Annotated in this window: 30 protein-coding genes; 10 read left to right on the top strand and 20 right to left on the bottom strand. The window is 61.7% G+C overall.

Going from position 1 to position 26,117, the window contains the following annotated elements; all coding sequences use genetic code 11:
• Positions 1-4: 4 nt before the first annotated feature.
• Entirely contained in the window at positions 5-328 is a 324-nt protein-coding gene (locus tag M9924_10220; GenBank protein MCO5064783.1) for a hypothetical protein, read from the bottom strand.
• Positions 329-513: 185 nt separating this feature from the next.
• Between M9924_10220 and M9924_10215 the strand changes: the two genes are divergently transcribed.
• The gene (locus M9924_10215) at positions 514-894 is read left to right on the top strand and encodes a response regulator (protein MCO5064782.1); all 381 of its coding nucleotides are present in this window, start codon (positions 514-516) and stop codon (positions 892-894) included.
• Here the strand turns inward: M9924_10215 and M9924_10210 are convergent.
• Positions 880-1,428, bottom strand: a complete 549-nt coding sequence (locus M9924_10210; GenBank protein ID MCO5064781.1) for a sigma-70 family RNA polymerase sigma factor — start codon at positions 1,426-1,428, stop codon at positions 880-882. The genes M9924_10215 and M9924_10210 overlap by 15 nt on opposite strands.
• A gap of 8 nt (positions 1,429-1,436) precedes the next feature.
• Positions 1,437-1,622 carry a hypothetical protein gene (locus tag M9924_10205; GenBank protein MCO5064780.1) on the bottom strand — a complete coding sequence of 62 codons (186 nt, stop codon included), beginning with the start codon at positions 1,620-1,622 and terminating at the stop codon, positions 1,437-1,439.
• Positions 1,623-1,834: 212 nt separating this feature from the next.
• On the opposite strand from M9924_10205, the gene M9924_10200 reads away from it, so the two are divergent.
• From M9924_10200 to M9924_10190, 3 genes are all read left to right on the top strand, one after another.
• Positions 1,835-2,635 (top strand): response regulator, encoded by an 801-nt coding sequence (locus M9924_10200; GenBank protein ID MCO5064779.1) that lies wholly within the window; start codon positions 1,835-1,837, stop codon positions 2,633-2,635.
• A 94-nt stretch (positions 2,636-2,729) separates the two neighbouring features.
• Positions 2,730-2,894, top strand: a complete 165-nt coding sequence (locus tag M9924_10195; GenBank protein MCO5064778.1) for a DUF1328 domain-containing protein — start codon at positions 2,730-2,732, stop codon at positions 2,892-2,894.
• A gap of 196 nt (positions 2,895-3,090) precedes the next feature.
• On the top strand, positions 3,091-3,411 hold the full coding sequence (locus M9924_10190) for a hypothetical protein (GenBank protein ID MCO5064777.1): 321 nt from the start codon (positions 3,091-3,093) through the stop codon (positions 3,409-3,411).
• A 2-nt stretch (positions 3,412-3,413) separates the two neighbouring features.
• Here the strand turns inward: M9924_10190 and M9924_10185 are convergent, their stop codons facing one another.
• The 3 genes from M9924_10185 to xylF form a co-directional block, all read right to left on the bottom strand.
• Entirely contained in the window at positions 3,414-4,202 is a 789-nt protein-coding gene (locus tag M9924_10185; protein MCO5064776.1) for an ATP-binding cassette domain-containing protein, read from the bottom strand.
• Positions 4,203-4,216: 14 nt separating this feature from the next.
• Entirely contained in the window at positions 4,217-5,533 is a 1,317-nt protein-coding gene (locus M9924_10180; GenBank protein MCO5064775.1) for a sugar ABC transporter permease, read from the bottom strand.
• Positions 5,534-5,613: 80 nt separating this feature from the next.
• Positions 5,614-6,654: a D-xylose ABC transporter substrate-binding protein gene (gene xylF, locus M9924_10175; protein ID MCO5064774.1), complete on the bottom strand. Its 1,041-nt coding sequence runs from the start codon at positions 6,652-6,654 to the stop codon at positions 5,614-5,616.
• Positions 6,655-6,880: 226 nt separating this feature from the next.
• On the opposite strand from xylF, the gene M9924_10170 reads away from it, so the two are divergent.
• Complete coding sequence (locus M9924_10170) at positions 6,881-8,107, top strand: ROK family protein (GenBank protein MCO5064773.1); 1,227 nt, start codon at positions 6,881-6,883, stop codon at positions 8,105-8,107.
• Here M9924_10170 and phoB read toward each other — a convergent pair.
• The 8 genes from phoB to M9924_10130 all read right to left on the bottom strand — a co-directional run bounded on the left by phoB (position 8,086) and on the right by M9924_10130 (position 15,847).
• Entirely contained in the window at positions 8,086-8,775 is a 690-nt protein-coding gene (phoB, locus tag M9924_10165; protein ID MCO5064772.1) for a phosphate regulon transcriptional regulator PhoB, read from the bottom strand. The two genes, M9924_10170 and phoB, sit on opposite strands and share 22 nt — an antisense overlap.
• Positions 8,776-8,785: 10 nt before the next feature.
• Positions 8,786-9,493 carry a phosphate signaling complex protein PhoU gene (gene phoU, locus M9924_10160; GenBank protein ID MCO5064771.1) on the bottom strand — a complete coding sequence of 236 codons (708 nt, stop codon included), beginning with the start codon at positions 9,491-9,493 and terminating at the stop codon, positions 8,786-8,788.
• A 34-nt stretch (positions 9,494-9,527) separates the two neighbouring features.
• Positions 9,528-10,352 carry a phosphate ABC transporter ATP-binding protein PstB gene (pstB, locus tag M9924_10155; protein MCO5064770.1) on the bottom strand — a complete coding sequence of 275 codons (825 nt, stop codon included), beginning with the start codon at positions 10,350-10,352 and terminating at the stop codon, positions 9,528-9,530.
• A gap of 12 nt (positions 10,353-10,364) precedes the next feature.
• On the bottom strand, positions 10,365-11,681 hold the full coding sequence (pstA, locus tag M9924_10150; protein MCO5064769.1) for a phosphate ABC transporter permease PstA: 1,317 nt from the start codon (positions 11,679-11,681) through the stop codon (positions 10,365-10,367).
• Entirely contained in the window at positions 11,678-13,120 is a 1,443-nt protein-coding gene (pstC, locus tag M9924_10145) for a phosphate ABC transporter permease subunit PstC (GenBank protein MCO5064768.1), read from the bottom strand. The genes pstA and pstC overlap by 4 nt, the downstream gene beginning before the upstream one ends.
• A gap of 74 nt (positions 13,121-13,194) precedes the next feature.
• Positions 13,195-14,232, bottom strand: a complete 1,038-nt coding sequence (locus M9924_10140; GenBank protein ID MCO5064767.1) for a substrate-binding domain-containing protein — start codon at positions 14,230-14,232, stop codon at positions 13,195-13,197.
• 202 nt (positions 14,233-14,434) lie between these two features.
• Complete coding sequence (locus M9924_10135) at positions 14,435-15,457, bottom strand: PAS domain S-box protein (protein MCO5064766.1); 1,023 nt, start codon at positions 15,455-15,457, stop codon at positions 14,435-14,437.
• 48 nt (positions 15,458-15,505) lie between these two features.
• A complete protein-coding gene (locus tag M9924_10130) occupies positions 15,506-15,847 on the bottom strand; it encodes a response regulator (protein ID MCO5064765.1) in 342 nt (113 codons plus the stop codon).
• A 213-nt stretch (positions 15,848-16,060) separates the two neighbouring features.
• Here M9924_10130 and M9924_10125 point away from each other — a divergent pair, with 213 nt between their 5' ends.
• Both M9924_10125 and M9924_10120 read left to right on the top strand, forming a co-directional pair.
• Positions 16,061-16,336, top strand: coding sequence for a hypothetical protein (locus M9924_10125; protein ID MCO5064764.1), 276 nt, complete (start codon positions 16,061-16,063; stop codon positions 16,334-16,336).
• A gap of 29 nt (positions 16,337-16,365) precedes the next feature.
• On the top strand, positions 16,366-16,581 hold the full coding sequence (locus M9924_10120; GenBank protein ID MCO5064763.1) for a hypothetical protein: 216 nt from the start codon (positions 16,366-16,368) through the stop codon (positions 16,579-16,581).
• On the opposite strand, the gene cbbX is transcribed toward M9924_10120, so the two are convergent.
• The 6 genes from cbbX to M9924_10090 all read right to left on the bottom strand — a co-directional run bounded on the left by cbbX (position 16,578) and on the right by M9924_10090 (position 23,360).
• The gene (cbbX, locus tag M9924_10115; protein MCO5064762.1) at positions 16,578-17,513 is read right to left on the bottom strand and encodes a CbbX protein; all 936 of its coding nucleotides are present in this window, start codon (positions 17,511-17,513) and stop codon (positions 16,578-16,580) included. The two genes, M9924_10120 and cbbX, sit on opposite strands and share 4 nt — an antisense overlap.
• A complete protein-coding gene (locus M9924_10110) occupies positions 17,503-17,925 on the bottom strand; it encodes a ribulose bisphosphate carboxylase small subunit (GenBank protein ID MCO5064761.1) in 423 nt (140 codons plus the stop codon). Before M9924_10110 ends, cbbX begins: the two co-directional genes overlap by 11 nt.
• Positions 17,926-17,945: 20 nt before the next feature.
• Positions 17,946-19,403: a form I ribulose bisphosphate carboxylase large subunit gene (locus M9924_10105; protein ID MCO5064760.1), complete on the bottom strand. Its 1,458-nt coding sequence runs from the start codon at positions 19,401-19,403 to the stop codon at positions 17,946-17,948.
• Positions 19,400-21,370, bottom strand: coding sequence for a transketolase (gene tkt, locus M9924_10100; protein ID MCO5064759.1), 1,971 nt, complete (start codon positions 21,368-21,370; stop codon positions 19,400-19,402). The genes M9924_10105 and tkt overlap by 4 nt, the downstream gene beginning before the upstream one ends.
• A gap of 65 nt (positions 21,371-21,435) precedes the next feature.
• The gene (locus M9924_10095) at positions 21,436-22,308 is read right to left on the bottom strand and encodes a phosphoribulokinase (protein ID MCO5064758.1); all 873 of its coding nucleotides are present in this window, start codon (positions 22,306-22,308) and stop codon (positions 21,436-21,438) included.
• 8 nt (positions 22,309-22,316) lie between these two features.
• Positions 22,317-23,360: a class 1 fructose-bisphosphatase gene (locus tag M9924_10090; GenBank protein ID MCO5064757.1), complete on the bottom strand. Its 1,044-nt coding sequence runs from the start codon at positions 23,358-23,360 to the stop codon at positions 22,317-22,319.
• 124 nt (positions 23,361-23,484) lie between these two features.
• Between M9924_10090 and M9924_10085 the strand changes: the two genes are divergently transcribed.
• The 3 genes from M9924_10085 to M9924_10075 all read left to right on the top strand — a co-directional run bounded on the left by M9924_10085 (position 23,485) and on the right by M9924_10075 (position 26,095).
• Positions 23,485-24,420 carry a LysR substrate-binding domain-containing protein gene (locus M9924_10085; GenBank protein ID MCO5064756.1) on the top strand — a complete coding sequence of 312 codons (936 nt, stop codon included), beginning with the start codon at positions 23,485-23,487 and terminating at the stop codon, positions 24,418-24,420.
• A gap of 123 nt (positions 24,421-24,543) precedes the next feature.
• Entirely contained in the window at positions 24,544-24,954 is a 411-nt protein-coding gene (locus M9924_10080; GenBank protein MCO5064755.1) for a hypothetical protein, read from the top strand.
• A gap of 160 nt (positions 24,955-25,114) precedes the next feature.
• The gene (locus M9924_10075; GenBank protein MCO5064754.1) at positions 25,115-26,095 is read left to right on the top strand and encodes a formylglycine-generating enzyme family protein; all 981 of its coding nucleotides are present in this window, start codon (positions 25,115-25,117) and stop codon (positions 26,093-26,095) included.
• The last annotated feature ends 22 nt before the right edge of the window (positions 26,096-26,117 follow it).

The raw sequence follows: 26,117 nt of genomic DNA, 5'->3' as shown, positions 1-26,117 counted from the left end.
GCGGTCACCGCCTGGAAATCAGTGCGAATAAAAATCCGATCCCGGCTGCGATAGCCAGTGAGGTGACGGGCTTTTCACGGACCGCGGTAACGATTTGCGCCTCGACGTCCTCCGCGCTCTTGCGCAGACCTTCCATCGCCGCATCGCCCTGGGCGCGCAAATGCTCCATGCCTTCGCTGGCCGCGTGGCTTGCGGCGCTGTAGGAGTCCTGTTTTGTCCTGGCGAGCAATTCGGTCAGTTTCTGGATGTCGCGCTGCAACTGGCGAACATCTTCTTCAAGCGTCGAGTCCGGCGCATCGACCTTCGCGCCCTTGGTGGTAGCAGCCATAACCGTCTCCCTCATTCCTGAAAACGCACAACGCGGCGCATCAGGCGAAGTTCCTTTGAACTCCGTCATTCTATCTGGCGCAAGCCCATCATTTGCAAATGATATTGTAAGTCTCGCCCATCCGGCCCTATGTACGCGATTGCAGGCGCGTGCCTGATTTCAGATTGGGACGGGCGGATACACCATTGGCATCGAAATCGCTGGCTGGCGCGCGCATAATCGTTCTGGAGGACGAACCGTTGATCGCGCTGGAGGTGGAAGACCTTTGCCGGGAAAACGGCGCCGATTTCGTAATGACCTACAGTGTGTTTGAAGAGGCCGAGACGGCGCTGCAGGAGCGGTTCGACCTGGCCGTGGTTGACCTCATTCTTCGCGGAAAGTCTGCGCTCCCCCTGGCGGACCAGCTTCGGGCATCCAGCACACCCATCGTGTTTACGACCGGGGGCGATGCCGACGGCCAGCTTGCGCTGCTATTTCCCGACGCCCCGCTTGTCCGCAAACCCTATACCGGCTCGGACCTCATTGACGCCCTGAGTTCGGTGCGGCGCAGGTCAGGCGGCGTTTGAGCTGATGACCTGTGCGGAGATCGCGTCGGGACCGAAATCCGCCTCGCCGGAGACTGCCAGCACCTGTTGCAGGCGCGTGCGCGCGCGGCTGACGCGGCTCTTGATCGTGCCGACGGCGCAATCGCAGATTTCCGCTGCCTCTTCATAGGAAAAGCCCGACGCCCCGATCAGGATGATGGCCTCGCGCTGGTCGGGAGGCAGCGTGGAGAGAGCCTCGCGAAAATCCGCGAGGTCGAGCACGCCCAATTGACCCGGGTGCACCGCGAGCTTTTGGGTCATGATCCCGTCGCTGTCCTGGACTTCGCGACCACGTTTGCGCATCTGCGAATAGAATTCGTTGCGCAGAATCGTGAACAGCCAAGCCTTCAGATTCGTCCCCGTTTCGAAACTGTCCTGCTTGTCCCATGCCTTGACGAGTGTTTCCTGCACAAGGTCATCGGCCCTGTCGGCGTTTTGTGAGAGCGAAACACCGAAAGCGCGCAGGCTTGGGATGGCGGCAAGCAAATCCTTCTTGAAGCTTTCCGGCTGAGCCATCGCGCCCCTCAATCCTTCTCGAGCTTGGTTTCGACACGTTCAAGCTGGCTCAGAAGTTGCGCGAAGCGGTCAGGGACTTCTTCGGCGACCAGGCTTTCATAGTATTGCTTGAGCTTTCGCCCGATCTCCGCATTCGGTCCAAGGGCGGCCTCCCCGCGCGCCCGCTTTTTGTTGTCCGATACCTTGTCTGCCACCGGCCTTTCCCCTTGCTGTTAATCTACCCGCCCTTTTTCCGGTATCGCAGGTCATATTGAAATTGTTAGCGGAACAGGTCCCGCCGGTCTGCCCGTAACGGGGCCGCGACATATTCGTTCCCTCTTTCTGGAACATTTTTTGCCGCCATACATTATGTGCATGTCCGGCCTGCAAAGGCTATCTACGCAAACGCATCAATTGAGGGTAACCAATGGCAAATCTGTCCACGGCTATTGCGCCGCATCTGCCCTACCTGCGGCGCTTCTCGCGCGCGGTTTCGGGGTCCCAGTCGAGCGGCGATGCAATGGTTGCAGCACTTCTGGAAGCGATAATCGCTGACGTTTCAATTTTCCCGAAGGCCTCCAGCGATAGAATCGCCCTCTACAAGCTCTTCGCCAAGCTGTTCACCGCCATATCGAGGAGGATCCCTTCCGAAGGCCAGCAGGTCGCAGGCTGGGAGGAACACGCGGCAGCCAACCTTTCCGCGCTCGCCCCGTTGCCGAGGCAGGCCTTCCTGCTGGTTTCGGTCGAAGGGTTTTCCGAAGAGGAAGCCGCAGAAGTCCTGGATACGTCGGAAGAGGAGTTTGAGTCGCTTCTTTCCCGGGCGAGCGAGGAACTGTCCCGGCAGATGGCGACGGACGTCATGATTATCGAGGACGAGCCGCTGATCGCCATGGACATCGAACAGATGGTGGAAAGCCTTGGGCACCGCGTCGTGGGCGTGGCGCGCACGCATGCCGAAGCCACGGCCATGTTCGAAAAGACCCGACCCCGGCTCGTGCTGGCTGACATCCAGCTTGCCGACGGCAGTTCGGGCATCGACGCGGTGAACCAGATCCTGGGAATGACCTCCATCCCGGTCATTTTCATAACCGCGTTCCCGGAACGGCTGCTGACGGGCGAGCGCCCCGAACCCACCTTCCTCGTCACCAAGCCGTTCAACAATGAAATGGTCAAGGCATTGATCGGACAAGCGCTTTTCTTCGATCGACAGGCCAAGGCCGCGGCGTGACACGTTCGATTTTTCAGGCCATTCACGCCGCCGCCGTGGAACCCAAACCCGGCTCATCCGTTATAGAAACAAGACGATCAAGGAGGTTGTAGCCATGCTTTATTGGGCTCTCGTTTTTCTCGTTGTGGCGATCATCGCCGGCGCACTGGGCTTCGGCGGTATTGCGGGTACGTCCGCAGGTATCGCCCAGATCCTGTTCTTCATATTCCTGGCGTTCCTTGTGATTTCGCTGATCGCCAGCTTCATACGCCGCGCCTAGAGCGCGCCGCCCAAAACCCGTCACCGTATCCCTCAAGCGGTGGCGAGTGGCCGCCGGGTTATGCTCCTCGCCGGACATAGCCCGGCGGAACTTTTGAGGTGGGTATTCACCAGAGGGATACGCCTCACAACCATTTGTTCACAATTCGCCGGAACCGCCTCGTGCTATATTCGTTTATGAGCAGGAGGTGCGGCAGATGGAACATATCGCTGCTTTGTTGCTGATTGTCGGCTGTTCGGGAAACCTTGACCAGTGCAAGGAAATTCCGGCCCCCGGCCCGGTCATCTACGAGACGATGGAAGAGTGTGCGGCGGACCTGCCGCAGGCCCGAACCGATACACAGACGCTTGCCGCGCGCGTCTTTTCGCAATGCGTCTATGTCGACCCGGCGATGGAAGAGGAAGACGCCGAACTCGTCTGGGACATCACGCCCGACGGACATCTGAAAGCAGCGGTGATTGCGGGCGGCGCGACAGTCGCGTCGGTTTCTCCTCGCGAAGAAAGCCGTCGCCAGTAAGCTCAGGCCGCCGCCTTCAATGCGCCCGGGCCCGGAATGGCTCCGGGCGGGCACTTTCCGAGAATGATCATCCCCAGAACCTCGTCCTGAGTCACGTCGGACGTATGTGCGGTGCCCACCACCTGCCCGTTCTTCATGACGCAAACCCTGTCGGCCAGTTCGAACACGTCATGTATGTCATGGCTGATGAGGAAAATACCGATGCCCTCGCTCTTCAACTGGGTGACCAGTTCGCCGACCTGCGCGGTTTCCTGCGGGCCGAGTGCGGCCGTAGGTTCGTCCATGATAAGGATTCGCGCATTGAACAGGATCGCGCGCGCAATGGCGACTGATTGGCGCTGGCCACCGGACAGCCGCACCACCGGATCCTTGAAGCGCTGGAAACGGGGATTGAGGCGACCCATCACGCGGCGCGCCTCGGCCTCCATGGCCACATCGTCCAGCGTGCCATAGGGCGTCATCAATTCGCGGCCCAGAAACAGGTTAGCGGCGGCATCGACATTGTCGGCCAGCGCAAGCGTCTGGTAGATCGTCTCGATGCCGTATTTCTTGGCATCGCGCGGCGTGGAAATCTGCGCTTCCTCGCCGTCGATGAATATTTCGCCGCTGTCGCGCTTGTACGCCCCGGACAAGATCTTGATCAGTGTGGATTTGCCCGCGCCGTTGTGGCCGAGCAGCGCCACGACTTCGCCGGGATAAAGGTCGCAGGACGCATCGTCCACGGCCCTGATGCCGCCGAAGGCAATCGAGATATTGCGCATATCGACCAGTGGAACGCGCTGTTCGCTCATGGCACGGCCTCCCTTCAGACGCGCTTGCGGTACATCGTGTCGAGCCAGACGGCGACGACAAGCACGATGCCAACGACGATGTTTTGCAGCGGCGTGTCGATGCCCAGCAGCACCATACCCGACTGCAAGGATTGCATGAGCAACGCGCCAAGCATGGCTCCCGCTACGGTGCCCGCGCCGCCGGCCAGCGACGTGCCGCCAATGACCGCTGCCGCGATCACCAACAGTTCGTCCAGCGTGCCGAGCGCATTGGTTGCCGCGTTGAGGCGGGCCGAGGAGATGGCGGCGCTGATGGCCGCCAGTCCTCCCATGATCATGAATATGCGCATCACGACCCGGCGCGTGTTGATGCCGGCCAGCTCCGCCGCCTCCGGATTGCCGCCGATGGCGAACACATATCGGCCGAAGCGCGTGCGCGTGGTCACGAACGTCATCACAATGCCGATGGCCAGGGCAATCAGGACCGGAATCGCAAGTCCGTGGGCGATGAACAGCCCGCCCTCGGGAACGGTGATGTTGTTCGCCTCTGCGTATGAACGCACGATGCCGACCGGCCACGGATAGGAATTGGCGACCGCCACGGCTCCGAGAATGAGCGCGCAGGTTACCGCGCCCAGAAACAATTCAGCCCAGACCGGACGCAACGGAAACTTGAAGCGCTTGCGCTGCCGCCGCGCCTGGACCAGCAACAGCACCACGGCCGCGCAGCCCACGATAGCTACGATCCAGCTTGCGGTTGCCCCGATGGAGCCTTGCGGGCCGCCGCCCATCAGGCGGAAGGTCGGGTCAAGCGGCGCGACGGTGCGCCCGCTCGTCACCCACCACGCGGCTCCGCGCCAGACCAGCAACCCGCCCAGCGTGACGATGAAGGCCGGGATCGTGAGATAGGCAATGAGAAAGCCTTGCAGCGCGCCGATCAATATGCCGAGCAGCAGCCCGGTCACGAGCGCAATCACCCATATCCACGGACTGCCGAGCGGGATACCAAGCACCTGCGGCAGGTATTCCGCCTGAGTGACGCCCATGATCATCCCGACGAAGCCCTGCACGGACCCCACGGAAAGGTCGATGTTGCGCGTCACGATGACCAGCACCATGCCGGTTGCCATGATGGCCACCGACGCGGTCTGGACGGACAGGTTCCAGAGGTTTCGCGGCGTCAGGAACAGGCCGCCCGAGAAATAATGCAGGCCGATCCAGATGACCGCCAGCGCGCCGATCATGCCCAGCATGCGCGTGTCGAGTTCGGTCGCCTTGAGAAAACGCTGCACCGCGCCGAGTTCGGCTGCGCGGGCGCGGTCCGCCGAAGTACCCGATACAAGATCGCTCATCGTCTCCTCCCGACGGACATGTTAGAACAAACCGGCCGCTTTGTGGAGCGGCCGGTTCGCTGTGGGTTCGCCGGATCGGCTTAGTTGCAGGCGGCGACGCTGCCCGCAGTGACGCCCTGGCAGACGACATCCTTGGAAACCCAGCCGGCGTCGATCACCACGTTGAGGTTGTCCTTGGTGATCGCGACGGGCGTGAGGAACACCGAGTTCATCTCGATGCCGCCGGGCGTCGTGAACTTGGTCACGCCGCCGATTTCCTCCATCTTCTTGCCGTCGGCAAGCTCGGACGCAATTTCGGCGGCCCGCTTGCCGAGCTCGCGCGCGTCCTTCCAGACCGAAACGGTCTGCGTGCCGAGCGCGATCCGGTTGAGCGCGGCATGGTCGCCGTCCTGGCCGGATACCGGTACGGAACCGGCAAGGCCCTGCGCCTGCAGGGCGGCAATCGCGCCACCCGCAGTGCCGTCATTCGAGGCGACGACGGCATCGACCTTGTTGTCGTTTGCGGTCAGGAACTGCTCCATGTTCTTCTGGGCGTTGGCGGGCAGCCATCCGTCCGTATAGGCCTCGCCGACATTCTTGATCTTGCCGGCATCAATGGCTTCCTTGAGGACTTCCATCTGGCCCGCGAACAGGAAATCGGCATTCGGATCAGCGCCGTTGCCCTTGATGAAGACATAGTTGCCCTCGGGCTTGACGGCAAACACGCCCTTCGCCTGGAGGCGACCGACTTCCTTGTTGTCGAAGGTGAGGTAGAAGGCGTCCTTGTTTTCGATCAGCCGGTCATAGCCGACGACCGGAATGCCTTCCGCGACGGCCTTTTCGACCGCCGGGCCGATGGCGCTCGCGTCCTGCGCCAGCACGATCAGCGCGTTCGCGCCCTGGCTGATGAGGCTTTCGACATCCGTGAGCTGTTTGGCAGGGCTGGATTGCGCGTCGGCGGAGATATATTTGTCGCCGGCGGCCTCGATGGCCGCCTTCATGGCAGCCTCATCCGTCTTCCAGCGCTCTTCCTGAAAGTTGGACCAGGATACGCCGATGATCTTGTCCTTCGCGGAGGCCACGCCACCGAGCGTAAGTGACAGCGCAACACCCGCCAGCATGGCGGCTGCAAATTTCTTCATGGTTTCCTCCCAATGCCCCGAAGCAGGGCAAATTGACATATCGTCAGGCATCTCGAAATATTTTTTCGAGGCACGAAAAAAAGAATGGCTCAACTGGAACGTGCTGTCAACGTGGCGTCCGTCCATTTTTTCGCGTCCCGAAATAATAGGTGACGGCAGCTTGCTTCTCTGCCAAGAATGAAGCAACAACCTCGGCAAGAGGGTTGAAGGAGGAAATGTCGAAGCAATGTCCGTTGCAATCCGCCATGATGATTTGCGGCGGCGCAACCGTTCGCTCCTCATCGGCGCGATCAGGCGCGCGGGCTCGCTTTCGCGCACGGCGCTCGCCACTTCGACCGGCCTCAGCCATTCCACCATCTCGGCAATTTCCGCCGACCTGATTGCCGAAGGCATTCTGCGCGAATCCAACGGCAGCGCCGACAACGGCTCAAGGCGAGGACGGCCGCAGGTCGGCATCGAGATTGCGCCGGAAGCCGCATCCGTCGTCGCTGCCGTCCTCTCGCTCAATTCCATATCGGGCGCGGTCATCGACTATGCCGGCAATATCGTGGTCCAGGAGAGCCGCCGGATTCCGACGCTCACCGCCGGGCGCGACGAACTGTGCACCTCGATTCTCGAATTCATCTTCAGCCTGCTGGATCGCTCCGGGCGCAGCGCGAGCCTCAAGCGAATCGTACTGGCGACGCAGGGCACGACGGACGCCGAGGGCCGCACACTGGTCTGGTCCCCCATCACGCCGCACAGCGACTTGCCCTTCGCGGCACTGATCCACGACCGTTTCAAGGTGCCGGTCACGGTGCAGAATGACTGCAACATGATGGCGGAGGCGCTGCGCTGGCTCGACCCCACCCGCTACCGCAACGATTTCATCGCGCTGCTCATCTCAAACGGCATCGGGATGGGTCTTATGTCGAAGGGCGGTCTGTTTGTCGGCACACGTTCATCGGCTTCCGAATTCGGACACATGAACCACCGCCCCGGCGGCGCACTTTGCCGATGCGGGCGCAATGGCTGCATCGAGGCCTATGCGGGCAATTATGCGATCTGGCGCCGCGCGCATGGCCTGCCCGAGGACACGCCTCCGGTGGCCGATGTCGACGACGCGGAAATGGAGGCAATTGCCGAACGCGCGCGCAGGGCGGACGGACCTGAGCGGCAGGCATTCGCACAGGCAGGCGAAGCCATCGGCTACGGGCTTGGCAGCCTGTTCGCGCTGATCGATCCCGCGCCGGTTGCCTTCATCGGGTGGGGCGCGCGACATTTCGACCTTCTGGAGCCCTCGATGAAACAGGCATTGGCCCAGACAGCCGGCGGCCAGCACAACACCGCGCCGACCTACGAGACCATCGCGCAGGAGGTTCCGATTATCGAGAAGGGCTGTGCGATGCTGGCACTGACCTGGATCGACAGGGAGGTCTATGCGACCTCCGATCAGTCCTCGCGGATCGCGTAGCCCGCTCCGCGAATGGTGCGGATGACATCGGGCATGCGCCCCGTGTTCACCGCCTTGCGCAGGCGTCCGACATGCACGTCGACCGTGCGCTCGTCGATATAGATCGTCTCGCCCCAGACATTGTCCAGAAGCTGCGCGCGCGAAAACACCCGGCCCGGGTGGCGCATCATGAATTCGAGCAGGCGGAACTCGGTCGGACCGAGCTTCAGCTCCGACTTCTTGCGGTAGACGCGATGCTGTTCCCGGTCGAGGACGATGTCGCCGACCTTGAGTACGCTGGACAGCACCTCAGGCTTCGCGCGGCGCAGCAGGGCCTTGACCCGCGCGAGGAATTCCGGCGTCGAGAAGGGCTTCACCAGATAGTCGTCGGCACCCGTCGAAAGACCGCGCACGCGGTCGCTTTCCTCGCCGCGTGCCGTCAGCATGATGACCGGCAGGCGCTCGGTCTCAGGGCGTATACGCAGACGCCTGCACAGCTCGATGCCGGACACGGCGGGCACCATCCAGTCCAGCACCAGCAGGTCCGGCACGTTTTCCTGAAGCCGGATTTCCGCCTCGTCGCCGCGCGCGATCACTTCGACCTGATAGCCCTCGGCTTCGAGGTTATATTTCAGCAGGACGCCAAGCGGCTCGTCATCCTCGACAACCATGATCTTGGGTGCAAGCATCGCTCACTCCTCATGCGCCGACAATCGCCGCCGTCGTCTCGTCGTGCTTCGGGCGCTGCGTCGGCAACTGCTCTCCGGTCACGACAAAGAAGGCGATCTCGGCGATATTGGTCACGTGGTCGCCGATGCGCTCCAGGTTCTTGGCGCAAAACAGCAGATGCGTGCAGGCCGTGATGTTGCGCGGATCTTCCATCATATAGGTCAGAAGCTCACGAAAGACCGCAGTATAGCTCACATCGATCTTCTCGTCCTCGTCACGCAGACCGCGCAGCCCGGCACTGTTGCGCTCGACATAGTAGTCGACGACTGCCTGCACTTGAGCCAGCACGAGCGACGACATGTTCTCGATTCCATGCGATAGCGCTTTCGGCATGGCCGAAGCGCCCACCGCGCTGACCCGCTTCGCGATGTTCTTCGCAAGGTCTCCTATGCGCTCCAGATCGCCAGCCATCCTGATGGCGCCCAGCACCGCGCGCAGATCCTGCGCCATCGGCTGACGCTTGCCTATCAATGTGATCGCCCGGTCGTCCAGCTCGCGCTGGTAGGTGTCCATCACCGCGTCCTCGGAAATCACCCGCTGTGCCGCGGCCAGATCGCCGGCAAGAAGCGCCTTGATTGAACCGTTTACCATCGTGCCTGCCGTTTCCGCCATGTCGCGGATCAGCCGGTCGATTTCGTTCAATTCCTCATCGTAGGCCGAAACTGTATGCTCACCCATGTGCCTGTCCTCGCGACTTGATGTTCTCTCACCGTCAGCCGAAGCGGCCGGTGATATAGTCCTGCGTGCGCTTTTCATCCGGGTTGGTGAACATTTTTTCGGTCGGTCCTTCCTCCACCAGATAGCCAAGGTGGAACATCGCCGTGCGCTGCGAAACGCGCGCCGCCTGCTGCATCGAGTGCGTGACGATGACGATGGTGTAGTTCTGCTTCAATTCGTCGATGAGTTCCTCGACACGGGCGGTCGCGATCGGATCGAGCGCCGAACAAGGCTCGTCCATCAGGATCACCTCCGGCGACACCGCGATGGCGCGCGCGATGCAAAGACGCTGCTGTTGGCCGCCTGAGAGGCCGGTGCCCGCCTCGTGCAGGCGGTCCTTCACCTCGCCCCACAGCGCGGCGCGCTGGAGGCTTTTTTCCACCACCTCGTCCATCTCGGCCTTGCTGCGCGTCAAGCCGTGAATGCGCGGCCCATAGGCGACGTTCTCATAGATGGACTTGGGAAACGGATTCGGCTTCTGGAACACCATGCCGACACGCGCGCGCAGTTCCACCACGTCGATGGAACGGTCATAGATGTCCTCGCTGTCGAGTGTGATCTTGCCGCCCACGCGGCAGCCCGCAATCGTGTCGTTCATCCGGTTGAGGCAACGCAGGAATGTCGACTTGCCGCATCCCGAAGGTCCGATCAGCGCCGTCACCTGATTCTCGCGGATCAGGAGGTCGACGTCGAACAGGGCCTGCTTCTCGCCATAGTGCACGGTGACCTTGTCACCACGCATCTTGATGATTTCGTTCGTACCGGCAGTCATCCTGGCGCTCACCGCTTCTTCGATCTTATTTTCATTCATAACGTTCATGATAAGACACTCCTACCAGCGGCGCTCGAATTTCCGACGCAAGACGATCGCCGTCAGATTCATCACCATCAGGAAAACAAGAAGAATTATGATCGCGCCCGACATGCGCTCCACAAAGGCGCGTTCGGCTTCGTTCGCCCACATATAGATCTGCACGGGCAGCGCGGTCGAGGGGTCGAACGGCGTCGTCGGATAATTCGCGACAAATGCCACCATGCCGATGAGCAAGAGCGGGGCGGTTTCGCCGAGCGCGCGCGCAAGGCCGATGATGGTGCCCGTCAGGATGCCGGGCATGGCGAGCGGCAGGACGTGATGGAACACAACCTGCATCTTGGACGCGCCGAGCCCGAGTGCCGCCTGCCGGATCGACGGAGGCACGGCGGCAAGTGCTGCGCGCGTCGCGATGATGATCGTCGGCAGCGTCATCAGCGACAGCGTGATGCCACCGACAATTGCCGCAGAACGGGGCATGCCGAGAAAATTGATGAACACGGCAAGGCCGAGCAGACCGAACACGATGGAAGGCACCGCGGCCAGATTGTTGATGTTCACCTCGATCAGGTCGGTCAGCCGGTTCTTCGCCGCGAACTCCTCGAGGTAGATCGAGGCCGCGACGCCGACGATGAGCGCCAGCACAAGCACGATCAGCATCATGTAGAGCGAGCCGACGATGGCGACACCCACGCCCGACGTTTCAGGCCGGCTCGACGCGCCATAGGTAAACAGGCCGGTGTTGAACTTTTCGGCCAGCGAACCGTCTGTCGCAAGCTGCTTCATCCACTCGACCTGCTGGTCGTTCACCTTGCGACGCGCTTCCGGCACGCTGAGATCGACCTGACCTTTGAAGGCGGAGTCGATATTTGCCGAGGCAAGCATCCGCACGTCCACCGTCTGCCCCATCAAGGAAGGATTGGCGACGAGTTGGTCGCGCAACTGGATGCGCGCGCTGTCTGAAATAAAGCCGCGCAGCTTGCCCACCAACGGCTTGTCGTCCGGGTCTATGCCGAGCTTCTGGATGAGAGCCTGCTGCACGAGCTTGTCGTAATTGGCCTTGACCAGGACGGACGGATCGCTCGCGCGCTTGTCCTGAGGGTCGATCAGCGCCGCGTTGAAGGTCACAGGCAGTGTGACATTTGTCTGCCAGAAAGCCGTGTAGCCCTTGCTGACGATGGAGCCAAGCATGATGGCGAGAAAGGCGAGGCCGAACGTGATCGCCGCGATGCCATAGAACTTGAAGCGTGCCTCGGCGGCGTAGCGCTTCTTGATCCCGATGTCGCGACGCGCCGGGCGCTGGGCAACCGGCAGTGTGGAGGCCGTGATGTCGGTCATTCGTATTGCTCCCGGTATTTGCGCACGACGGCGAGCGCGACGATGTTCATGATGAGCGTCACGAAGAACAAGGTGATGCCGAGCGCGAAAGCCACGAGCGTCTGGGGCGAATTGAATTCCAGGTCGCCGGTAAGCTGGTTGACGATCTTCACGGTGATGGTGGTCATCGCCTCGAAGGGATTGGCTGTCAGGTTCGCCGCCACGCCGGCGGCAAGCACGACGATCATCGTTTCGCCGATGGCGCGCGAGGCGGTCAGAAGCACCGCGCCGACAATGCCGGGAAGCGCGGCGGGCAGGATTACCTTGCGTATCGTTTCCGAGCGCGTCGCGCCGAGGCCGAGCGAACCGTCGCGCATCGCCTGCGGCACTGCCGTGATGATGTCGTCGGAAAGCGACGACACGACAGGGATCAGCATGACACCCATGACGAGGCCGGCAGTGAGGATCGATTGCGCCTGAATGAAGGGCGATCCGCCGCCGAGAACCGCGCTGATGTCGCGCAGCCAGGGGCCGAGCGTCACGAGGGCAAAGATACCGTAGACGATGGTGGGAATGCCGGCCAGCAGCTCCAGCGCGGGTTTGACCACCGAACGCAGGTTGCGGCTGGCATATTCAGACATGTAGACCGCCGACATCAGGCCGACGGGCACCGCGACGAGCAGCGCCACCAATGCGATGTAGAGCGTGCCGGCAAGGAGCGGGATAAGGCCGAACTGTCCCTGCGAGCCGCCGGAACCGGCAGCCGCGAAACGCGGGTCCCACACCGTGCCGAAGAAAAAGCTTGCCGGGGACACTTCACCGAAGAAGGCGATGGTCTGGAACAGCATCGACAGGACAATGCCGACGGTCGTCAGGATCGCGATGGTCGATGCGGAAAACAAGGTGCCAAGGATGACCATTTCAACCTTGTCGCGCGCGCGCTGCCGCACTGCGATCTGCCCGATGCCGAAGAGACCGCCGAGAACGGCAAGCGCGAGGCTCGCAAGGCCGCCGATCCAGCCGAGACGCGAGGTCGCGGCGTTCGTCTCGACCGCAATGGGGATCATGTAGTCCTGCGTGTCGGGAGCAAGCGCTACTCCCTTGTCCGCCAGCAGTGGCGTCAGTTCCGCCATAGTGGATGGCGGCGGCCCGTCGAGCCTCTGGATCGCATTCGCGAGGCTTCTGACCAGCGTTCCATGTACGGGGGAGGCTTCGCCGCTGTGGGCCTGAAGGTCGCTCGTGACCCGATCCTTCAAGTAGATGTCGGAGCCGATCGACCAGACGATGAGAAAGGCAAGCGCGGGCAATATGGCGAGCAATGCCGCCCATGCACCATGATAATGCGCTCGCGAATGAGCCTTAACGACCCCGTCATCGACAGAAAGGGCGCGAACCCTGCCTGCCACGAAAATAACCAGCCCGACACAGAGTACGAGCCCGAAGGCAGTAAGAAAAGACATTCAAGATCCTCAGCAGAAGCGCCCGCCTGCCAGAAGGAATGTGGCGCCGCGCGAGGCGCAGCGCCACTTTCGAATTACATGGTCTTGCCGCCGGAGAAGGCGTCGCGCTGCTCCTGACGCTCGGCGTCCGGAGCCGGAACGAGGCCATACTCGGCCAGCGGACCATCGGGGCCGATCATCTGGTCGTCAAGGAAAAATTCGACATATTCCTTGAGGCCCGGAACGACGCCGAGATGGGCCTTCTTCACGTAGAAGAAGAGCGGACGCGACACAGGATACTCACCGGCAGCGACCGTCTCGACGGAGGGCGTGACGCCCGACACGGTCGCGACCTTCAGCTTGTCGGCATTGTTTTCATAGAAGGACAGGCCGAACACGCCGACGCCCTGCTTGTTGGAGTCGATGCGCGCCAGCGTTTCGGTGTAGTCACCATCGATATCGACGGCCTTGCCATCCTTGCGCACGGCCTTGCAGGCATCGCCCGCGGCCTTCTCATCAAGACCCGCAGCCTTGGCGGCTTCGGGCCCGCCGAGCGCCTCGCAGCCGGCGATCAGCAGCTTCTCTTCGAAGACTTCGCGCGTTCCGTGCTTTTCGCCGGGAATGTAGGCAGTGATGTCCCAATCCGGCAGCGCGGAATTGACTTCGCTCCACTTCATGTTCGGATTGTCGACGAGCTTTCCGTCCACAACGATCTTGGCGGCAAGCGCCTTGTAGACGTCTTCCGGCGTCAGCGCCCAGTCGGGACCGGACGCGTCGGTCGCGAACACGATGCCGTCATAGCCGAACTTGACTTCCTGGATGTCGGTCACGCCGGCCGTCTTGCACGACTCGACTTCGCTGTCCTTGATAGGACGCGAGGAGTTCGCAATGTCGATCGTGTCTTCACCTGCGCCCTTGCAGAATTCCTTGATACCGGCGCCCGAGCCGCCGGATTCGACGACCGGCGTCTTGAAGTTGCCAAAGGTTTCGCCAAAGCGCTCGGCAACGATCTTCGCATAAGGAAGAACGGTCGAGGACCCGGCAATCTGGACCTGGTCACGCGCGGAAGCCGCGCCTGCGGTCAGCGCCAAAGCGAGCGCCGCCGCGGATGCGGTGAGGAATAGCTTGTTCATTTGCCTGCTCCTGTTCGGACAGTTTTTGGATTTTCAAAAATTCGTGCGAGGCCAGGGAACAATCCGTCACTTCTGGCCTCTAACGCCATTGGAGCGGCGTCGAGAGAGGCAATAGCGAGCCAATGTTACAGCTGCATGACAAAATTGAGACGGTTCGGCACCGCCTGCCGTGGATTGGCGCAGCAACCGCAAATTGTGATGTTCAGGAGGAACTTTCGAGGGGCGATTGCACCGCAAACGAGGCCAGAGGCGCTTCAAGTTTCCAGACATAGCGCCCCTGCTCGTGCTCCAGCGAGGACGACCCGTTCAATGCCTGCGGGGCGACCCGCTTCAGCACGACCGTGCCGAAGCCTTTCCTGCCTTCGTCACTGGCAAGGGGAGCGGAAATTTCGGCGCTCGCCTCCTCCCAGGACAGCGCCAGCTCCGGCTTTCCTTCACTGTCCAGCCGGATCGCCCAAAGCACCTCGAGCTTGCCCTGATCATGCGCCAGCGCGCCATATTTCGCGGAGTTCGTGCCAAGCTCGTGAAACGCCATGCCCATTGCCTGCACGGCATTTGACTGGAGCATGATGTTCGGGCCTGCGACCGATATCCGGTCCTCATGCCCGAAAGGCCGCAAATGCTCCAGCACAAGGTCCCGCAGGCTGGCCCCCGTCCAGTCGGACGTGACAAGGAGGTCATGGGACCGCGAGAGCGCCATGATCCTTTCGCGAATCTGGGTCTCCACCTCGGCGGCATCCGTTGCACGCTTGGTCGTTTCACGCACCATGGAAAGGATGACCGCAAACTGGTTCTTCACGCGATGGTTCACCTCGCGCATCAGGAGTCGGATGCGCCGCTCGTTTTCCTTGGCGGTGGTGATGTCGCGGGCGATCTTCGATGCGCCGATGATCTTGCCTCGCGCGTTCTTGATTGGCGAAATGGTGATGGAGACGGCAATCAGCGTGCCGTCCTTCTTCATCCGCGTGGTTTCAAAGCTCTCGACCGGCTCGCCCCGCTTGATGCGTTCGATGATCGTCGCTTCCTCTGCCTGCAAATGATCGGGAATGAGCATGCGCACGGATTGCCCGATTGCCTCTTCCTCGGAATAGCCGAACAGCCGGGTCGCAGCCGGATTCCAGCTCGTGATGATGCTGTCCAGGTCCTTGCTGACAATCGCGTCGAAAGACCATTCGACGATGGAGGCAAGGCGCGCAATGGCATGGGGGTTGGCACGGGAAACCATGGAACCTGCTAACACTTGCCCCCGTGATCGGCAATCTCCCGCATGCGATCATTCTCCGAGGGCGGCATTGATGACCTCGACAAGTTCGGCGGGCACATAGGGCTTGGGAATGAAGGCAACACCTTCCTTGACGGCTGCCAGTTCTTCGTGTGTTTCGCCCGAAGTCATCACAATGACCATATCGGGCCGCTGGTGGCTCACGATCTCGGACAGGGCGACGCCGTCCATGGAACCCGGCATGTCCACATCGGTAAACAGGATATCGATGGTGGGATCGATCGAGATGCGGCGCAGCGCATGGTCCGCATTTGGCGATTCCACAACGTCGAAACCCGCTTTCACGAGTTCGTCGGCGATGTGCATGAGCAGGAGCGGCTCATCCTCTACCACCAATATAGTTCTCCTCGTCACACCACGCCCCGCAGTCCAAATCCGATTCTGGCTCTGCCCTCCCGACATAGACGCGAAAGACGCGGGCAAGTTCCACGCACGCAGCAAAAAGCCGTCAATCAAGTTGTGGATTGTCTTTTTTTCGCCAGCGTACGGATTTCAACTAGCGATTGAAATCAACAGAGTGCCACAATCGTTTGCGACGAGGCGAGCATGGCAGAGGACTATCTTCACGTATTGCAGGAGAACGCCCAGCTCGCTTCCCAGACGGCGCAGGTGGTGGCGCGGCTGCTCGAAACATCCGCGCTGACGGAGGATCACAAGACGCGCATGCGGCCTGCCATCGAGGGCAAGCAGGTCGAACTCGCCTTGCTGATCGACAGGCTCGGCATTCTGGAGCGCACCAATGAGATCGACGCGATGCTGCGTGCTGCCGCGAATGTCGAGCGTCTTTGGGAAAACATCGCCTCCCGGCTGGAGATACATTAGCGCGCGTCACCGAAATGAAGGAGGGAAGCATGACGCAGATTGCGAATATCGATGCACCGACCTCGGGCATCAGCGGGCCTCGCTATGACCGGGAATGCCGCGAGGCGCTCAGGCCCGCCTTCGAAAATCTTCTCGATCTGGCGGCGGAGGCGGGATGGGACCGCAGGCGCGCCGCATTCGAACTCATGTATCTGGCGTCCAGCAACATTGCCGACGGTCCCGACGCCGCGCGACGCGCTGATTAGCTTGCGGCGCAGTCGGGCTTTGCGGACCCGTTTCCATGCAGGGCGAAAACCCTGCTTGCCCTGATGTCTTCCGCTGCAATGATCGAAAGCGCCTCGGCGTCCAAAGGACCGGCGGCCTGTTCGAAGAGCCGGTTTGCCTGCCTGAGGCGGGCACGGTCCAGCGCATTGCGGATCGAGCGCGCATTCGCGAAATGCGGCTGGGTCCGCCGCCGGACAATGTAGTCCGACAGTGCCTCTCGGGCAGCCGGTTCCAGCCGGTAATTCTGGCGGGCGAGCATGGTTTCCGCGATGCGGAACAGCTCGTCATCCGTGTAGTCGGGAAAATCGATGTGGTGGGCGATGCGCGAGCGGAAGCCCGGATTGCTCTCGAAAAACCGATCCATACGGTTGCTGTAGCCGGCAAGGATCACCACCAGATCGTCACGCTGGTTTTCCATGACCTGAAGCAGGATTTCGATGGCTTCCTGCCCATAATCCCGTTCGTTTTCAGGACGATAGAGATAATATGCCTCATCGATGAACAGCACGCCACCCATTGCCTTCTTGAGGATTTCCTTGGTCTTGGGCGCGGTGTGGCCGATATATTGGCCGACAAGATCGTCGCGCGTCACCGACACCAGATGCCCCTTCCGGATATAGCCGAGCCTGTGCAGCAGGTCGGCCATGCGCAGGGCGACGGTGGTCTTGCCCGTGCCGGGATTACCGGTGAACGACATGTGCAGCGTCGGGGTCTCGTGCGCCAGCCCAATCGACTTGCGCGCGCGCTCAACGAGGAGGAGCGCAGCCGTCTCGCGGATGCGCTTCTTGACGGGTGCGAGGCCGACAAGCTCGCGGTCAAGCTCCTCCAGCACATCCTTGACGCCGGACGTCTCGAACTCCGAACGGAGATCGACGACTGCGCCCACGTTTTGAGGCGAGGCTTCAGCGCGCATAGCGCGATCCGGTCGGGTGATCCATGGCGTAGGGCGTGGTGGTGTAGCGCACCGCGCGTCCGCGCCCTTCCTGCCGCGCCAGCCGGAATCCCGGTTCGTCCGCCGGGCGGTTGACGATGAAGGACAGCTTCACCGACTCCCAGCCATGCGATGCGTCGAAGGCCACAAGCCTGATGTAGCGGTCGCCATAGACCTTGCGGCACTCCCGCAACTCCATCATCAGCGCGGCGGCGTCCGGATTGTCGAACATGGGGTGGCCCCACATGTCCCAATAGGTGTTGCGCGGGTGCGGGTCGTCGGTGAATTCGAGACTGACCGCCCAGCCATTGTCGATGCAATACTGGACCTGCGAGGTGATCTGCTCGTCGGTGAGGTCGGGCAGGAAGGAGAAGGCTCCTTGTGTGATGCGCATTGAGAATACTCCTCTCGATGTCATTCCGCCGCCGTCGCCACCGGCACGAAATCCGGCGAGTCGGTCGAGGCGTAGTTGAAGGTCACGTCTTTCCACGTCTCCAGCGCCTGCCTCAGCGGGAGGCAGTGGCGCGCCGCATCCTGGAGGATCTGCGGCCCCTCCCTGACATAGTCGCGGCCTGCATTGCGCGCGAAGATCATCGCCTCCAGCGCAACCCGGTTCGCCTGCGCGCCGGCGGCCACGCCCATTGGGTGGCCGATCGTTCCGCCTCCGAACTGGAGCACGACATCCTCGCCCAGCAGGTCGACGAGCTGATGCATCTGGCCCGCATGGATGCCGCCGGAGGCGACAGGCATCAGCTTGTTGAGCGACGCCCAGTGCTGGTCGAAGAATATGCCGTTTTCCAGTTTCATCGGATTAAAATCGTCGCGGCAGATGTCGTAGTAGCCCTTGGTGGTCGCGGGGTCGCCTTCGAGCTTGCCGACGACCGTGCCCGCATGGATGTGATCGACGCCTGCAAGCCGCATCCATTTGGCGATGACGCGGAACGACACGCCGTGACTTTTCTGCCGCGTATAGGTCGAGTGTCCTGCCCGATGGAGATGCAGGATCATGTCATTGCGGCGCGCCCACTTCGCCATGGATTGGATGGCCGTGTAGCCGATCACCAGATCGATCATGACGATGGTAGAGCCGAGTTCCGCCGCGAATTCCGCGCGCTCGTACATGTCCTCCATCGTGGCGGCGGTGACGTTAAGATAGGTGCCCTTGATCTCCCCCGTTTCCGCCTGCGCCTTGTTGACGGCTTCCATGCAGTAGAGGAAGCGCTCGCGCCAATGCATGAAGGGTTGCGAATTGATATTCTCGTCATCCTTGGTGAAATCGAGACCGCCCTTCAGCGCCTCGTAGACCACACGGCCATAGTTGCGGCCCGATAGGCCGAGCTTGGGCTTGACGGTCGCGCCAAGCAGCGGGCGCCCGAACTTGTCCAGCCGCTCGCGCTCGACCACGATGCCGGTGGCCGGGCCCTGGAACGTCTTCACATAGGCGACCGGCAGCCGCATATCCTCCAGTCGCAGCGCCTTCAGCGGCTTGAAGCCGAACACATTGCCGATGATCGAGGCCGTCAGGTTGGCGATGGAGCCGGGCTCGAACAGGTCGAGGTCATAGGCGATATAGGCGAAAAACTGGCCGGGCGCGTTCGGCACCGGATCGACCCGGTAGGCCTTGGCGCGGTATTTCTCCTTGGCGGTCAGCCGGTCGGTCCACACCACGGTCCATGTCGCGGTCGAGCTTTCGCCCGCGACCGCGGCTGCCGCCTCGATTTCGTCCACGCCGTCCTGCGGCGTGATGCGGAACACCGCGATGACATCCGTATCCTTCGGCTCGTAGTCGGGCTCCCAATAGCCCATCTTCCGGTATTCCATGACGCCAGACCTGTAGCGGGCGGCGCCGGTGACGGTCATCGATTTTGTCATGGTTTTCTTCCTTCCTTGAAAATGGCGATCAGCCGCAGCGCCGTTTCGGCGGCGTGTTCGGCGGTGATGTTGAAATGGCGGTAGAGATCGGCGGCTGGCGCGCTCGCCCCGAATCCGTTCATGCCGATGAATGCGCCCCGCTCGCCGATCCAGCGGTCCCAGCCGAGCCGTGCGGCCGCTTCGATGGCGACGCGCGGCGCAGTGCCCAGCACCTCGTCGCGATAGTCTTGTTCCTGAGCTTCGAAACGCTCCCATGAGGGCATCGAAACCACCGCTGCGGAAACGCCCTCGCGCGCCAGCAGCCCGGTCGCCTTGACCGCGATCTCAACCTCCGAGCCGGTCGCAATGAGGGTCACATCCCGGTCGCCATCCGGGCGGCGCAACAGATAGGCCCCGCGAGCCGACAGATTGCCTGGCTGACCGGCCTCGCGCAGCATGGGCAGGTTCTGCCGCGACAGCACGAACACGCTCGGGCCGTTGGCGGCGAGCGCGAGTTCCCATGCTTCGGCTGTCTCGACGATGTCGGCGGGGCGATAGACGTCGATACCGGGCGTGGCACGCAGCATCGCCAGATGCTCAATCGGCTGATGCGTGGGACCATCCTCGCCGAGGCCGATGGAATCATGGGTCATCACATAGATGACGCGCTGCTTCATCAAGGCAGAAAGGCGCATCGCACCGCGTGCATAGTCGGCAAAGCACAGGAACGTGCCGCCATAGGGAATGAACCCGCCATGCAGCGCGATGCCGTTCATGGCCGCCGCCATTCCATGTTCGCGAATGCCGTAGTGAATGTAGCGCCCGCCATAGTCTCCGGGCGCAATGCGGCCGAGTCCCTTGGTCAGCGTCAGGTTGGAATGCGTGAGGTCCGCCGAACCGCCGATCGTCAACTCCGTCGCGGCGTTTATGACGGCCAGCGCCATCTCGGACGCCTTGCGCGTCGCGACGCCGGTCGCCTGCTGCACATGCTCCTCCCGGAACGCAGCAAGTGCCCGGTTCACGCCATCCGGCACGCGGCCTGACACCAAGTCCTCGAAAGCGCCGCGATGCGGGGAAGCGGCCAGCCTGCGTTCCCAGTCGATCCGCGCGGCCCTGCCCCGCTCCGCGACGGATCGCCAGCCCGAAAGGATACCCGCCGGGATTTCAAACGGCTCATACGGCCAGCCGAGCGCCTCGCGCGTCGCGGCGATCTCAGCTTCACCGAGCGGCGCGCCATGCGTCTTTTCGGACCCCTGCATGTGGGGCGCGCCTTTGCCGATCAGGGTGCGGCAGGCGATCAAAACGGGACGTTCGGCCTCGCGCGCCTGTTCGAGCGCCGACGCGATTGCCTCCATGTCATGGCCGTCGATCTCGAACACCTCCCATCCGGCGGCACGAAAGCGCGCCGGCTGGTCCATCGACGTGGCCAGCGCCGTCGGACCGTCGATAGAGATAGAATTGTTGTCCCAAAGCACGATCAGGCGACCAAGCTTCAAATGCCCCGCAAGGTCGATCGCCTCATGGCTGATGCCTTCCTGGAGGCAGCCGTCCCCGGCGATGACATAAGTGTGGTGATCGACCAGATCGGCGCCGAAGCGCGCCGCCATCATGCGTTCCGCAAGCGCCATTCCAACAGCGGTAGCGAGGCCCTGCCCGAGCGGGCCGGTCGTCGTCTCGATGCCGAGCGCATGGCCGTATTCGGGGTGGCCCGCCGTGCGGCTGCCGAGCTGGCGGAAGGACTGCAACTGCGCCATCGGCATGTCCTCGTAGCCGACCAGATGGTGCAGGGCATATTGCAGCATCGAACCATGCCCGGCTGAAAGCACGAAACGGTCACGGTCGGGCCAGTCGGGCTTCGACGGGTCGAGGGTAATGAACCGCGAGAACAGAACGGTCGCGACATCCGCCATGCCCATCGGCATGCCGGGATGGCCGGAATTGGCCTTCTGTACGGCATCCATCGCCAGTGCGCGGATTGCATTGGCCATTTCCCGCTCCGACGGAAACGCTTCCGGCCTTGGGGCTGCAATTGCCTGGTTCACGACGTTCTCCTTCAGGACGCGCGCCTCTTGCGCTCGAAGAGTTGCAGGATGAGCGGGGTCAGTATGAGTTGCATTGCGAGATCGAGCTTGTTGCCAGGCACGACGATCGAGTTCGCACGGCTCATGAACGAGTCGTGGATCATCGACAGCAGGTAGGGAAAATCGATGCCGCGCGGATTGGCGAAGCGGATGACCAGCATGGACTCGTCGGGCGTTGGTATCCAGCGCGCGATGAAAGGGTTCGACGTATCGACAATCGGCACGCGCTGGAAATTGATGTTGGTCAGCGCGAATTGCGGCACGATAAAGCGTGTATAGTCGGGCATGCGGCGCAGGATCACGTCCACCACGGCCTCGGTCGAATAACCACGGGTCGCGCGGTCGCGATGGATTTTCTGAATCCATTCGAGATTGATGACGGGAACGACGCCGATCTTCAGGTCCGCCAGCCGGGCGAGGTCGACCTTGTCGGTGACGGCGCAGCCATGCAGCCCTTCATAGAAGAGCAGGTCACTTTGGCCGAACTCCCGCCATGGCGTGAACGTGCCGGGGGCGGAGCCATATTGCTCCGCTTCATCGTCATCGTGGACATAGGTGCGCGTGCGGCCCTGCCCTTTGCGGCCATATTCCTCGAACACCTCCTGGAGGATTTCCAGCTCATTGGCTTCGGCGTTGAAATGGGTGAAATTGGGGTTTCCGCCCGATTCCTCCTCCGCCACCTTGGCCTTCATGCCCGCTCGGTCGTAGCGGTGAAAGGCATCGCCCTCGATGAAGGCGGCCTCGATCTTCTCGCGGCGGAAAATCTGCTCGAAAATGCGCTTGACCGAGGTCGTGCCCGCGCCCGAGGAGCCGGTGATCGAGATGATGGGATGCTTTGCCGACATCGGGTCCCTCATGCCCTGAAAAGACCGCGATTGCTGAACAGCGGATGCCGCTCGCCGATGGCGGACGGCTCCAGATGATAGCGGGCGATGCGCTCGACCTCCTTGCGCGAGCCGAAGCAAAGCGGCACGCGCTGGTGCAGCGAAAGCGGCGTGATATCGAGTATCGGATCGATGCAGTCGGTCGCCCGGCCACCCGCCTGCTCGATCAGGAAGGCTATCGGATTGGCCTCATAGACCAGTCGCAGCCGCCCATGCGCATATCCCTTGCGCTGGTCGGCCGGATAGCAGAACACGCCGCCACGGATCAGGATGCGATAGGCGTCGGCGACGAGCGATGCGATCCAGCGCATGTTGAAATCGCGTTCGCGCGGGCCGTCGCTGCCTTTCAGGCAATCGTCGACATAAAGGCGGACCGCCTCGCTCCAGTGCCGGTAGTTCGCCGCATTGATGGCAAATTCGGACGTCCGTTCAGGAATGATGCGGCTTTCATGAAGCTGCACATATGTTCCGAGGCGGCTTGAAAAAACGAAGACGTGCGTGCCGCTGCCCAGCGACACGACCAGCGCGAGTTGCGGGCCGTAGATGAAAAAGCCCGCCGCAAGCTGCTTCCTGCCCGGTTGAAAAAAATCGGCGGCAGGATCGGTCGGCCTGCCGCCGAGACACGGGAGGATCGAAAAAATCGTGCCAATGGAAACATTCGATTCGATGTTCGACGAACCGTCGAGCGGATCGATCGCGACTGCCAACGGAGCGCCTGGACACAGCGCGACCGCGCGCTCGTTTTCTTCAGACGCATAGGCCGCGACCGGCGCGTCACGCATCGCGGCGAGGAACAGATCATCCGCGACGACGTCCAGCTCCTTCTGCGCATCGCCGTCGCTGTTGAGCCGCCCGGTGGCCACGCCGATGCCGGTCGCCCCTTCGAGAACCATCGAACGGACCTTGCGCGCCGCGCCCGAAAGCTGCCGGATCGTTTCGGCCACGGCACCCCGCACCGCGTCGCCGGAGCCGGCAAATGAATCGAGATATGCGTCGAGCGTGGCCGTGGCCATATGTGCCTCCCGACCCCGCTTCGATGCTCCTCGCAGCCGGGATCGGAGGAAGCGAAACAGACTTGCTGCCGTCAGTAAATTTTAATCACTTTACCTATTAGATAAATTATATTTACTATTGGTCATGCGCAATCTTTCGCTCAAACAACTCCGCACCGTGCAGGAAATTGCTGTGCGCGGCAAAATAAACAGTGCAGCCAATAGCTTGTCCCTGACCGCGCCGGCTGTGACCATCCAGCTCAGGCAGGCGGAAGAAGAGATCGGGCTTGCCCTTTTCGACCGCACACAGGACGGCATGCGTCCGACCGCCGCAGGGTTGGCGGTCATCGATGCCGCACAAGCGATCCAGGAAAGGCTGCGCATGCTCGGCGACGAGATAGATGCGCTCAAGGGCCTGCGCGCCGGGAGCCTGACGCTTGGCGTCGTATCCACCGCCAAATATTTCGCGCCACGCCTGATGGCGGCTTTCGCCCGGCTTCATCCGGCTATCGATATGAAGCTGGCGATTGGCAACCGCGCCGAGATCATCGACATGCTCAAGGACCACGCGGTGGACATTGCCCTGATGGGGCGGCCCGCCCGAACGGTTCCGGTGCGCGCCGTCGCCTTCGGCGACCATCCGCTGGTGATCGTGGCAGCGCCCGACCACCCGCTGGCGAAGATACGCGACATATCCAAGGCACGCATCGCGGAGGAGAGGTTCCTTATCCGCGAACCCGGATCGGGCACGCGCATTTCGCTCGAGATCTTCTTCTCCGACATTCCGGGCCGTATCGATGACCTTGGCGTCGAACTGGGTTCGAACGAGACCATCAAGCAGGCGGTGATGGCCGGATTGGGCGTGGCATTCATTTCCGCGCATACGATTGCGCTTGAAGTCGAGTTCGGTCGCCTCGTTGTGCTGGACGTGGAGGGCCTGCCGATCCGCAGGCAGTGGTTCAGCGTCATGCGGGCGGATCGCACGGCGTCCCCGGCCATGGCGACGTTCCACGACTTCCTGATGCAACAGGGCGTCGCCTATCTTCCCTTGCTGGACAAGCTCTATCCGGCCCAGTCATGACCTGAATGCAGACGGACAGATGCAACCGTGGGTGGAGGACGGTTTGCCCGGTCTCTCATTTGATGGTAGCTGGAAAACGGGATGCTTCGAAATTGTCTGAGATTGCAATGAGGGATTTTGGCTATGCGAACTGTTCTGTTGGGAATTGCCACAGGCATCAATATGCTTGGAATGCTGGCCACCGCGTCTGCTGCTTCACTTGAAGCAGCGCAGGGTGCCTGGACCATGAACGGAACCTCATGCGAGGATACCTTTCAGAATGTGAACGGCACGATTGAATTCAAGAACCGGGATTCCTCGCAGAACACCGGAATTCTGGTCAAGGGAAACGAAATCCTCGGACCGCTCGCCACCTGCCGCGCCGACCAGGTGCAGGAACAGGGCGACCATCTGGTTGCCTATCTGAGCTGTTCGGACAGCATTCTGATGGGCGGTTTCAGCGTCGCGTTCCAGATACTGGACGGCGGACGCCTGAAGCGTTTCGATACGATGTTTCCGGACATTTCCGTCATCTACCAGAAATGCGACCTGTAAGGTCCGCACCGCAGCCTGCTCCATCTTGAACATTCAGGTGCCGCGCGACGAGGTTCGCGATCGCGCGGCAGGACGGTCTTCAACAAACTCGTGATCTCCTTGACGGGGATAGACCGGCAGTGCAAGCTGAGATGCTTGCGGCCATTGAGGGCAGGTTGTGATGAACCGGGTTGCTCGCGAATCTGGGAATATGCGATCGCACCGGGATGCAATGGTCTACATCCCGGGCGGCGTTTTTACGATGGGCTCCGACAGCCACTATCGCGAAGAAGCGCCCACGCACAGAGTTCATGTCGATCCGTTCATGATCGACGTTGCACCGGTAACGAACCGCGAATTTCGACGGTTCGTCAGCGAAACCGGCCATGTGACGCTCGCCGAGAAAATACCCGACGCAAACGACTATCCGGGCGCCCTGCCCGAAATGCTCTTTGCCGGTTCGCTCGTGTTCAAGAAGACGCCCGGGCCTGTCGACCTGCGCGACCCCACGAACTGGTGGCACTTCACGAAAGGCGCGAACTGGCGGCATCCGGGCGGCCCGAACAGCGGCTTGTTCAAACGTGACAATCACCCGGTCGTCCATGTCGCCTATGAGGACGCGCTCGCCTATGCAAAATGGGCCGGCAAGGACCTTCCGACCGAAGCCGAATGGGAATTTGCCGCGCGCGGCGGCCTTGAAGAAGCCGAGTATGCCTGGGGCGAGGAGTTTGCGCCCGGCGGACGGCAAATGGCCAATACCTGGCAGGGACTGTTTCCTTTTGAAAACACCAAGCTGGACGGGTTCGAGCAGACCTCGCCCGTGACGAAGTTTCCGCCGAACGGCTACGGTCTTCATGACATGATCGGAAATGTCTGGGAGTGGACCTCCGATTGGTGGACAGAGCAACATTCTGCGGACGCGGACAGCCCCTGCTGCCTGCCCCGCAACCCGAGGGGAGGATTGGAGGGGGAAAGCTATGATCCGCGCCAGCCGGAAATCCGGATACCGCGGAAAGTGCTCAAGGGAGGGTCACACCTGTGTGCGCCGAACTACTGCAGGCGCTATCGGCCTGCGGCAAGGCACGCGCAGCCCGTTGACACATCCACGAGCCATGTCGGGTTTCGCTGTGTCCTGCGCGAAAAGCCTTCATCGGAAGCGTAACTAAGCGGCCCAGGGCCAGTAT

It is taken from the genome of Rhizobiaceae bacterium (assembly GCA_023953835.1).
Lineage (GTDB): Bacteria > Pseudomonadota > Alphaproteobacteria > Rhizobiales > Rhizobiaceae > Mesorhizobium_G.
The sequence above is the reverse complement of the archived record's forward strand: the minus strand, read 5'-3'. Positions and strand labels throughout refer to the sequence as shown.

Excerpts from the sequence above, each read along its gene's own strand:
- M9924_10135 (MCO5064766.1), bottom strand. The coding sequence starts at position 15,457 with ATGGTTTCCCGTGCCAACCCCCATGCCATTGCGCGCCTTGCCTCCATC.
- pstB (MCO5064770.1), bottom strand. The coding sequence starts at position 10,352 with ATGAACGTTATGAATGAAAATAAGATCGAAGAAGCGGTGAGCGCCAGG.
- M9924_10125 (MCO5064764.1), top strand. The coding sequence starts at position 16,061 with ATGGCAGAGGACTATCTTCACGTATTGCAGGAGAACGCCCAGCTCGCT.
- M9924_10180 (MCO5064775.1), bottom strand. The coding sequence starts at position 5,533 with ATGAGCGATCTTGTATCGGGTACTTCGGCGGACCGCGCCCGCGCAGCC.
- M9924_10190 (MCO5064777.1), top strand. The coding sequence starts at position 3,091 with ATGGAACATATCGCTGCTTTGTTGCTGATTGTCGGCTGTTCGGGAAAC.
- M9924_10140 (MCO5064767.1), bottom strand. The coding sequence starts at position 14,232 with ATGAACAAGCTATTCCTCACCGCATCCGCGGCGGCGCTCGCTTTGGCG.
- M9924_10220 (MCO5064783.1), bottom strand. The coding sequence starts at position 328 with ATGGCTGCTACCACCAAGGGCGCGAAGGTCGATGCGCCGGACTCGACG.
- M9924_10110 (MCO5064761.1), bottom strand. The coding sequence starts at position 17,925 with ATGCGCATCACACAAGGAGCCTTCTCCTTCCTGCCCGACCTCACCGAC.
- M9924_10085 (MCO5064756.1), top strand. The coding sequence starts at position 23,485 with ATGCGCAATCTTTCGCTCAAACAACTCCGCACCGTGCAGGAAATTGCT.
- M9924_10210 (MCO5064781.1), bottom strand. The coding sequence starts at position 1,428 with ATGGCTCAGCCGGAAAGCTTCAAGAAGGATTTGCTTGCCGCCATCCCA.
- phoB (MCO5064772.1), bottom strand. The coding sequence starts at position 8,775 with ATGCTTGCACCCAAGATCATGGTTGTCGAGGATGACGAGCCGCTTGGC.
- M9924_10080 (MCO5064755.1), top strand. The coding sequence starts at position 24,544 with ATGCGAACTGTTCTGTTGGGAATTGCCACAGGCATCAATATGCTTGGA.
- M9924_10075 (MCO5064754.1), top strand. The coding sequence starts at position 25,115 with ATGAACCGGGTTGCTCGCGAATCTGGGAATATGCGATCGCACCGGGAT.
- M9924_10105 (MCO5064760.1), bottom strand. The coding sequence starts at position 19,403 with ATGACAAAATCGATGACCGTCACCGGCGCCGCCCGCTACAGGTCTGGC.
- M9924_10195 (MCO5064778.1), top strand. The coding sequence starts at position 2,730 with ATGCTTTATTGGGCTCTCGTTTTTCTCGTTGTGGCGATCATCGCCGGC.
- pstA (MCO5064769.1), bottom strand. The coding sequence starts at position 11,681 with ATGACCGACATCACGGCCTCCACACTGCCGGTTGCCCAGCGCCCGGCG.
- pstC (MCO5064768.1), bottom strand. The coding sequence starts at position 13,120 with ATGTCTTTTCTTACTGCCTTCGGGCTCGTACTCTGTGTCGGGCTGGTT.
- M9924_10090 (MCO5064757.1), bottom strand. The coding sequence starts at position 23,360 with ATGGCCACGGCCACGCTCGACGCATATCTCGATTCATTTGCCGGCTCC.
- phoU (MCO5064771.1), bottom strand. The coding sequence starts at position 9,493 with ATGGGTGAGCATACAGTTTCGGCCTACGATGAGGAATTGAACGAAATC.
- M9924_10120 (MCO5064763.1), top strand. The coding sequence starts at position 16,366 with ATGACGCAGATTGCGAATATCGATGCACCGACCTCGGGCATCAGCGGG.
- xylF (MCO5064774.1), bottom strand. The coding sequence starts at position 6,654 with ATGAAGAAATTTGCAGCCGCCATGCTGGCGGGTGTTGCGCTGTCACTT.
- tkt (MCO5064759.1), bottom strand. The coding sequence starts at position 21,370 with ATGGCCAATGCAATCCGCGCACTGGCGATGGATGCCGTACAGAAGGCC.
- M9924_10200 (MCO5064779.1), top strand. The coding sequence starts at position 1,835 with ATGGCAAATCTGTCCACGGCTATTGCGCCGCATCTGCCCTACCTGCGG.
- M9924_10095 (MCO5064758.1), bottom strand. The coding sequence starts at position 22,308 with ATGTCGGCAAAGCATCCCATCATCTCGATCACCGGCTCCTCGGGCGCG.
- cbbX (MCO5064762.1), bottom strand. The coding sequence starts at position 17,513 with ATGCGCGCTGAAGCCTCGCCTCAAAACGTGGGCGCAGTCGTCGATCTC.
- M9924_10170 (MCO5064773.1), top strand. The coding sequence starts at position 6,881 with ATGTCCGTTGCAATCCGCCATGATGATTTGCGGCGGCGCAACCGTTCG.
- M9924_10185 (MCO5064776.1), bottom strand. The coding sequence starts at position 4,202 with ATGAGCGAACAGCGCGTTCCACTGGTCGATATGCGCAATATCTCGATT.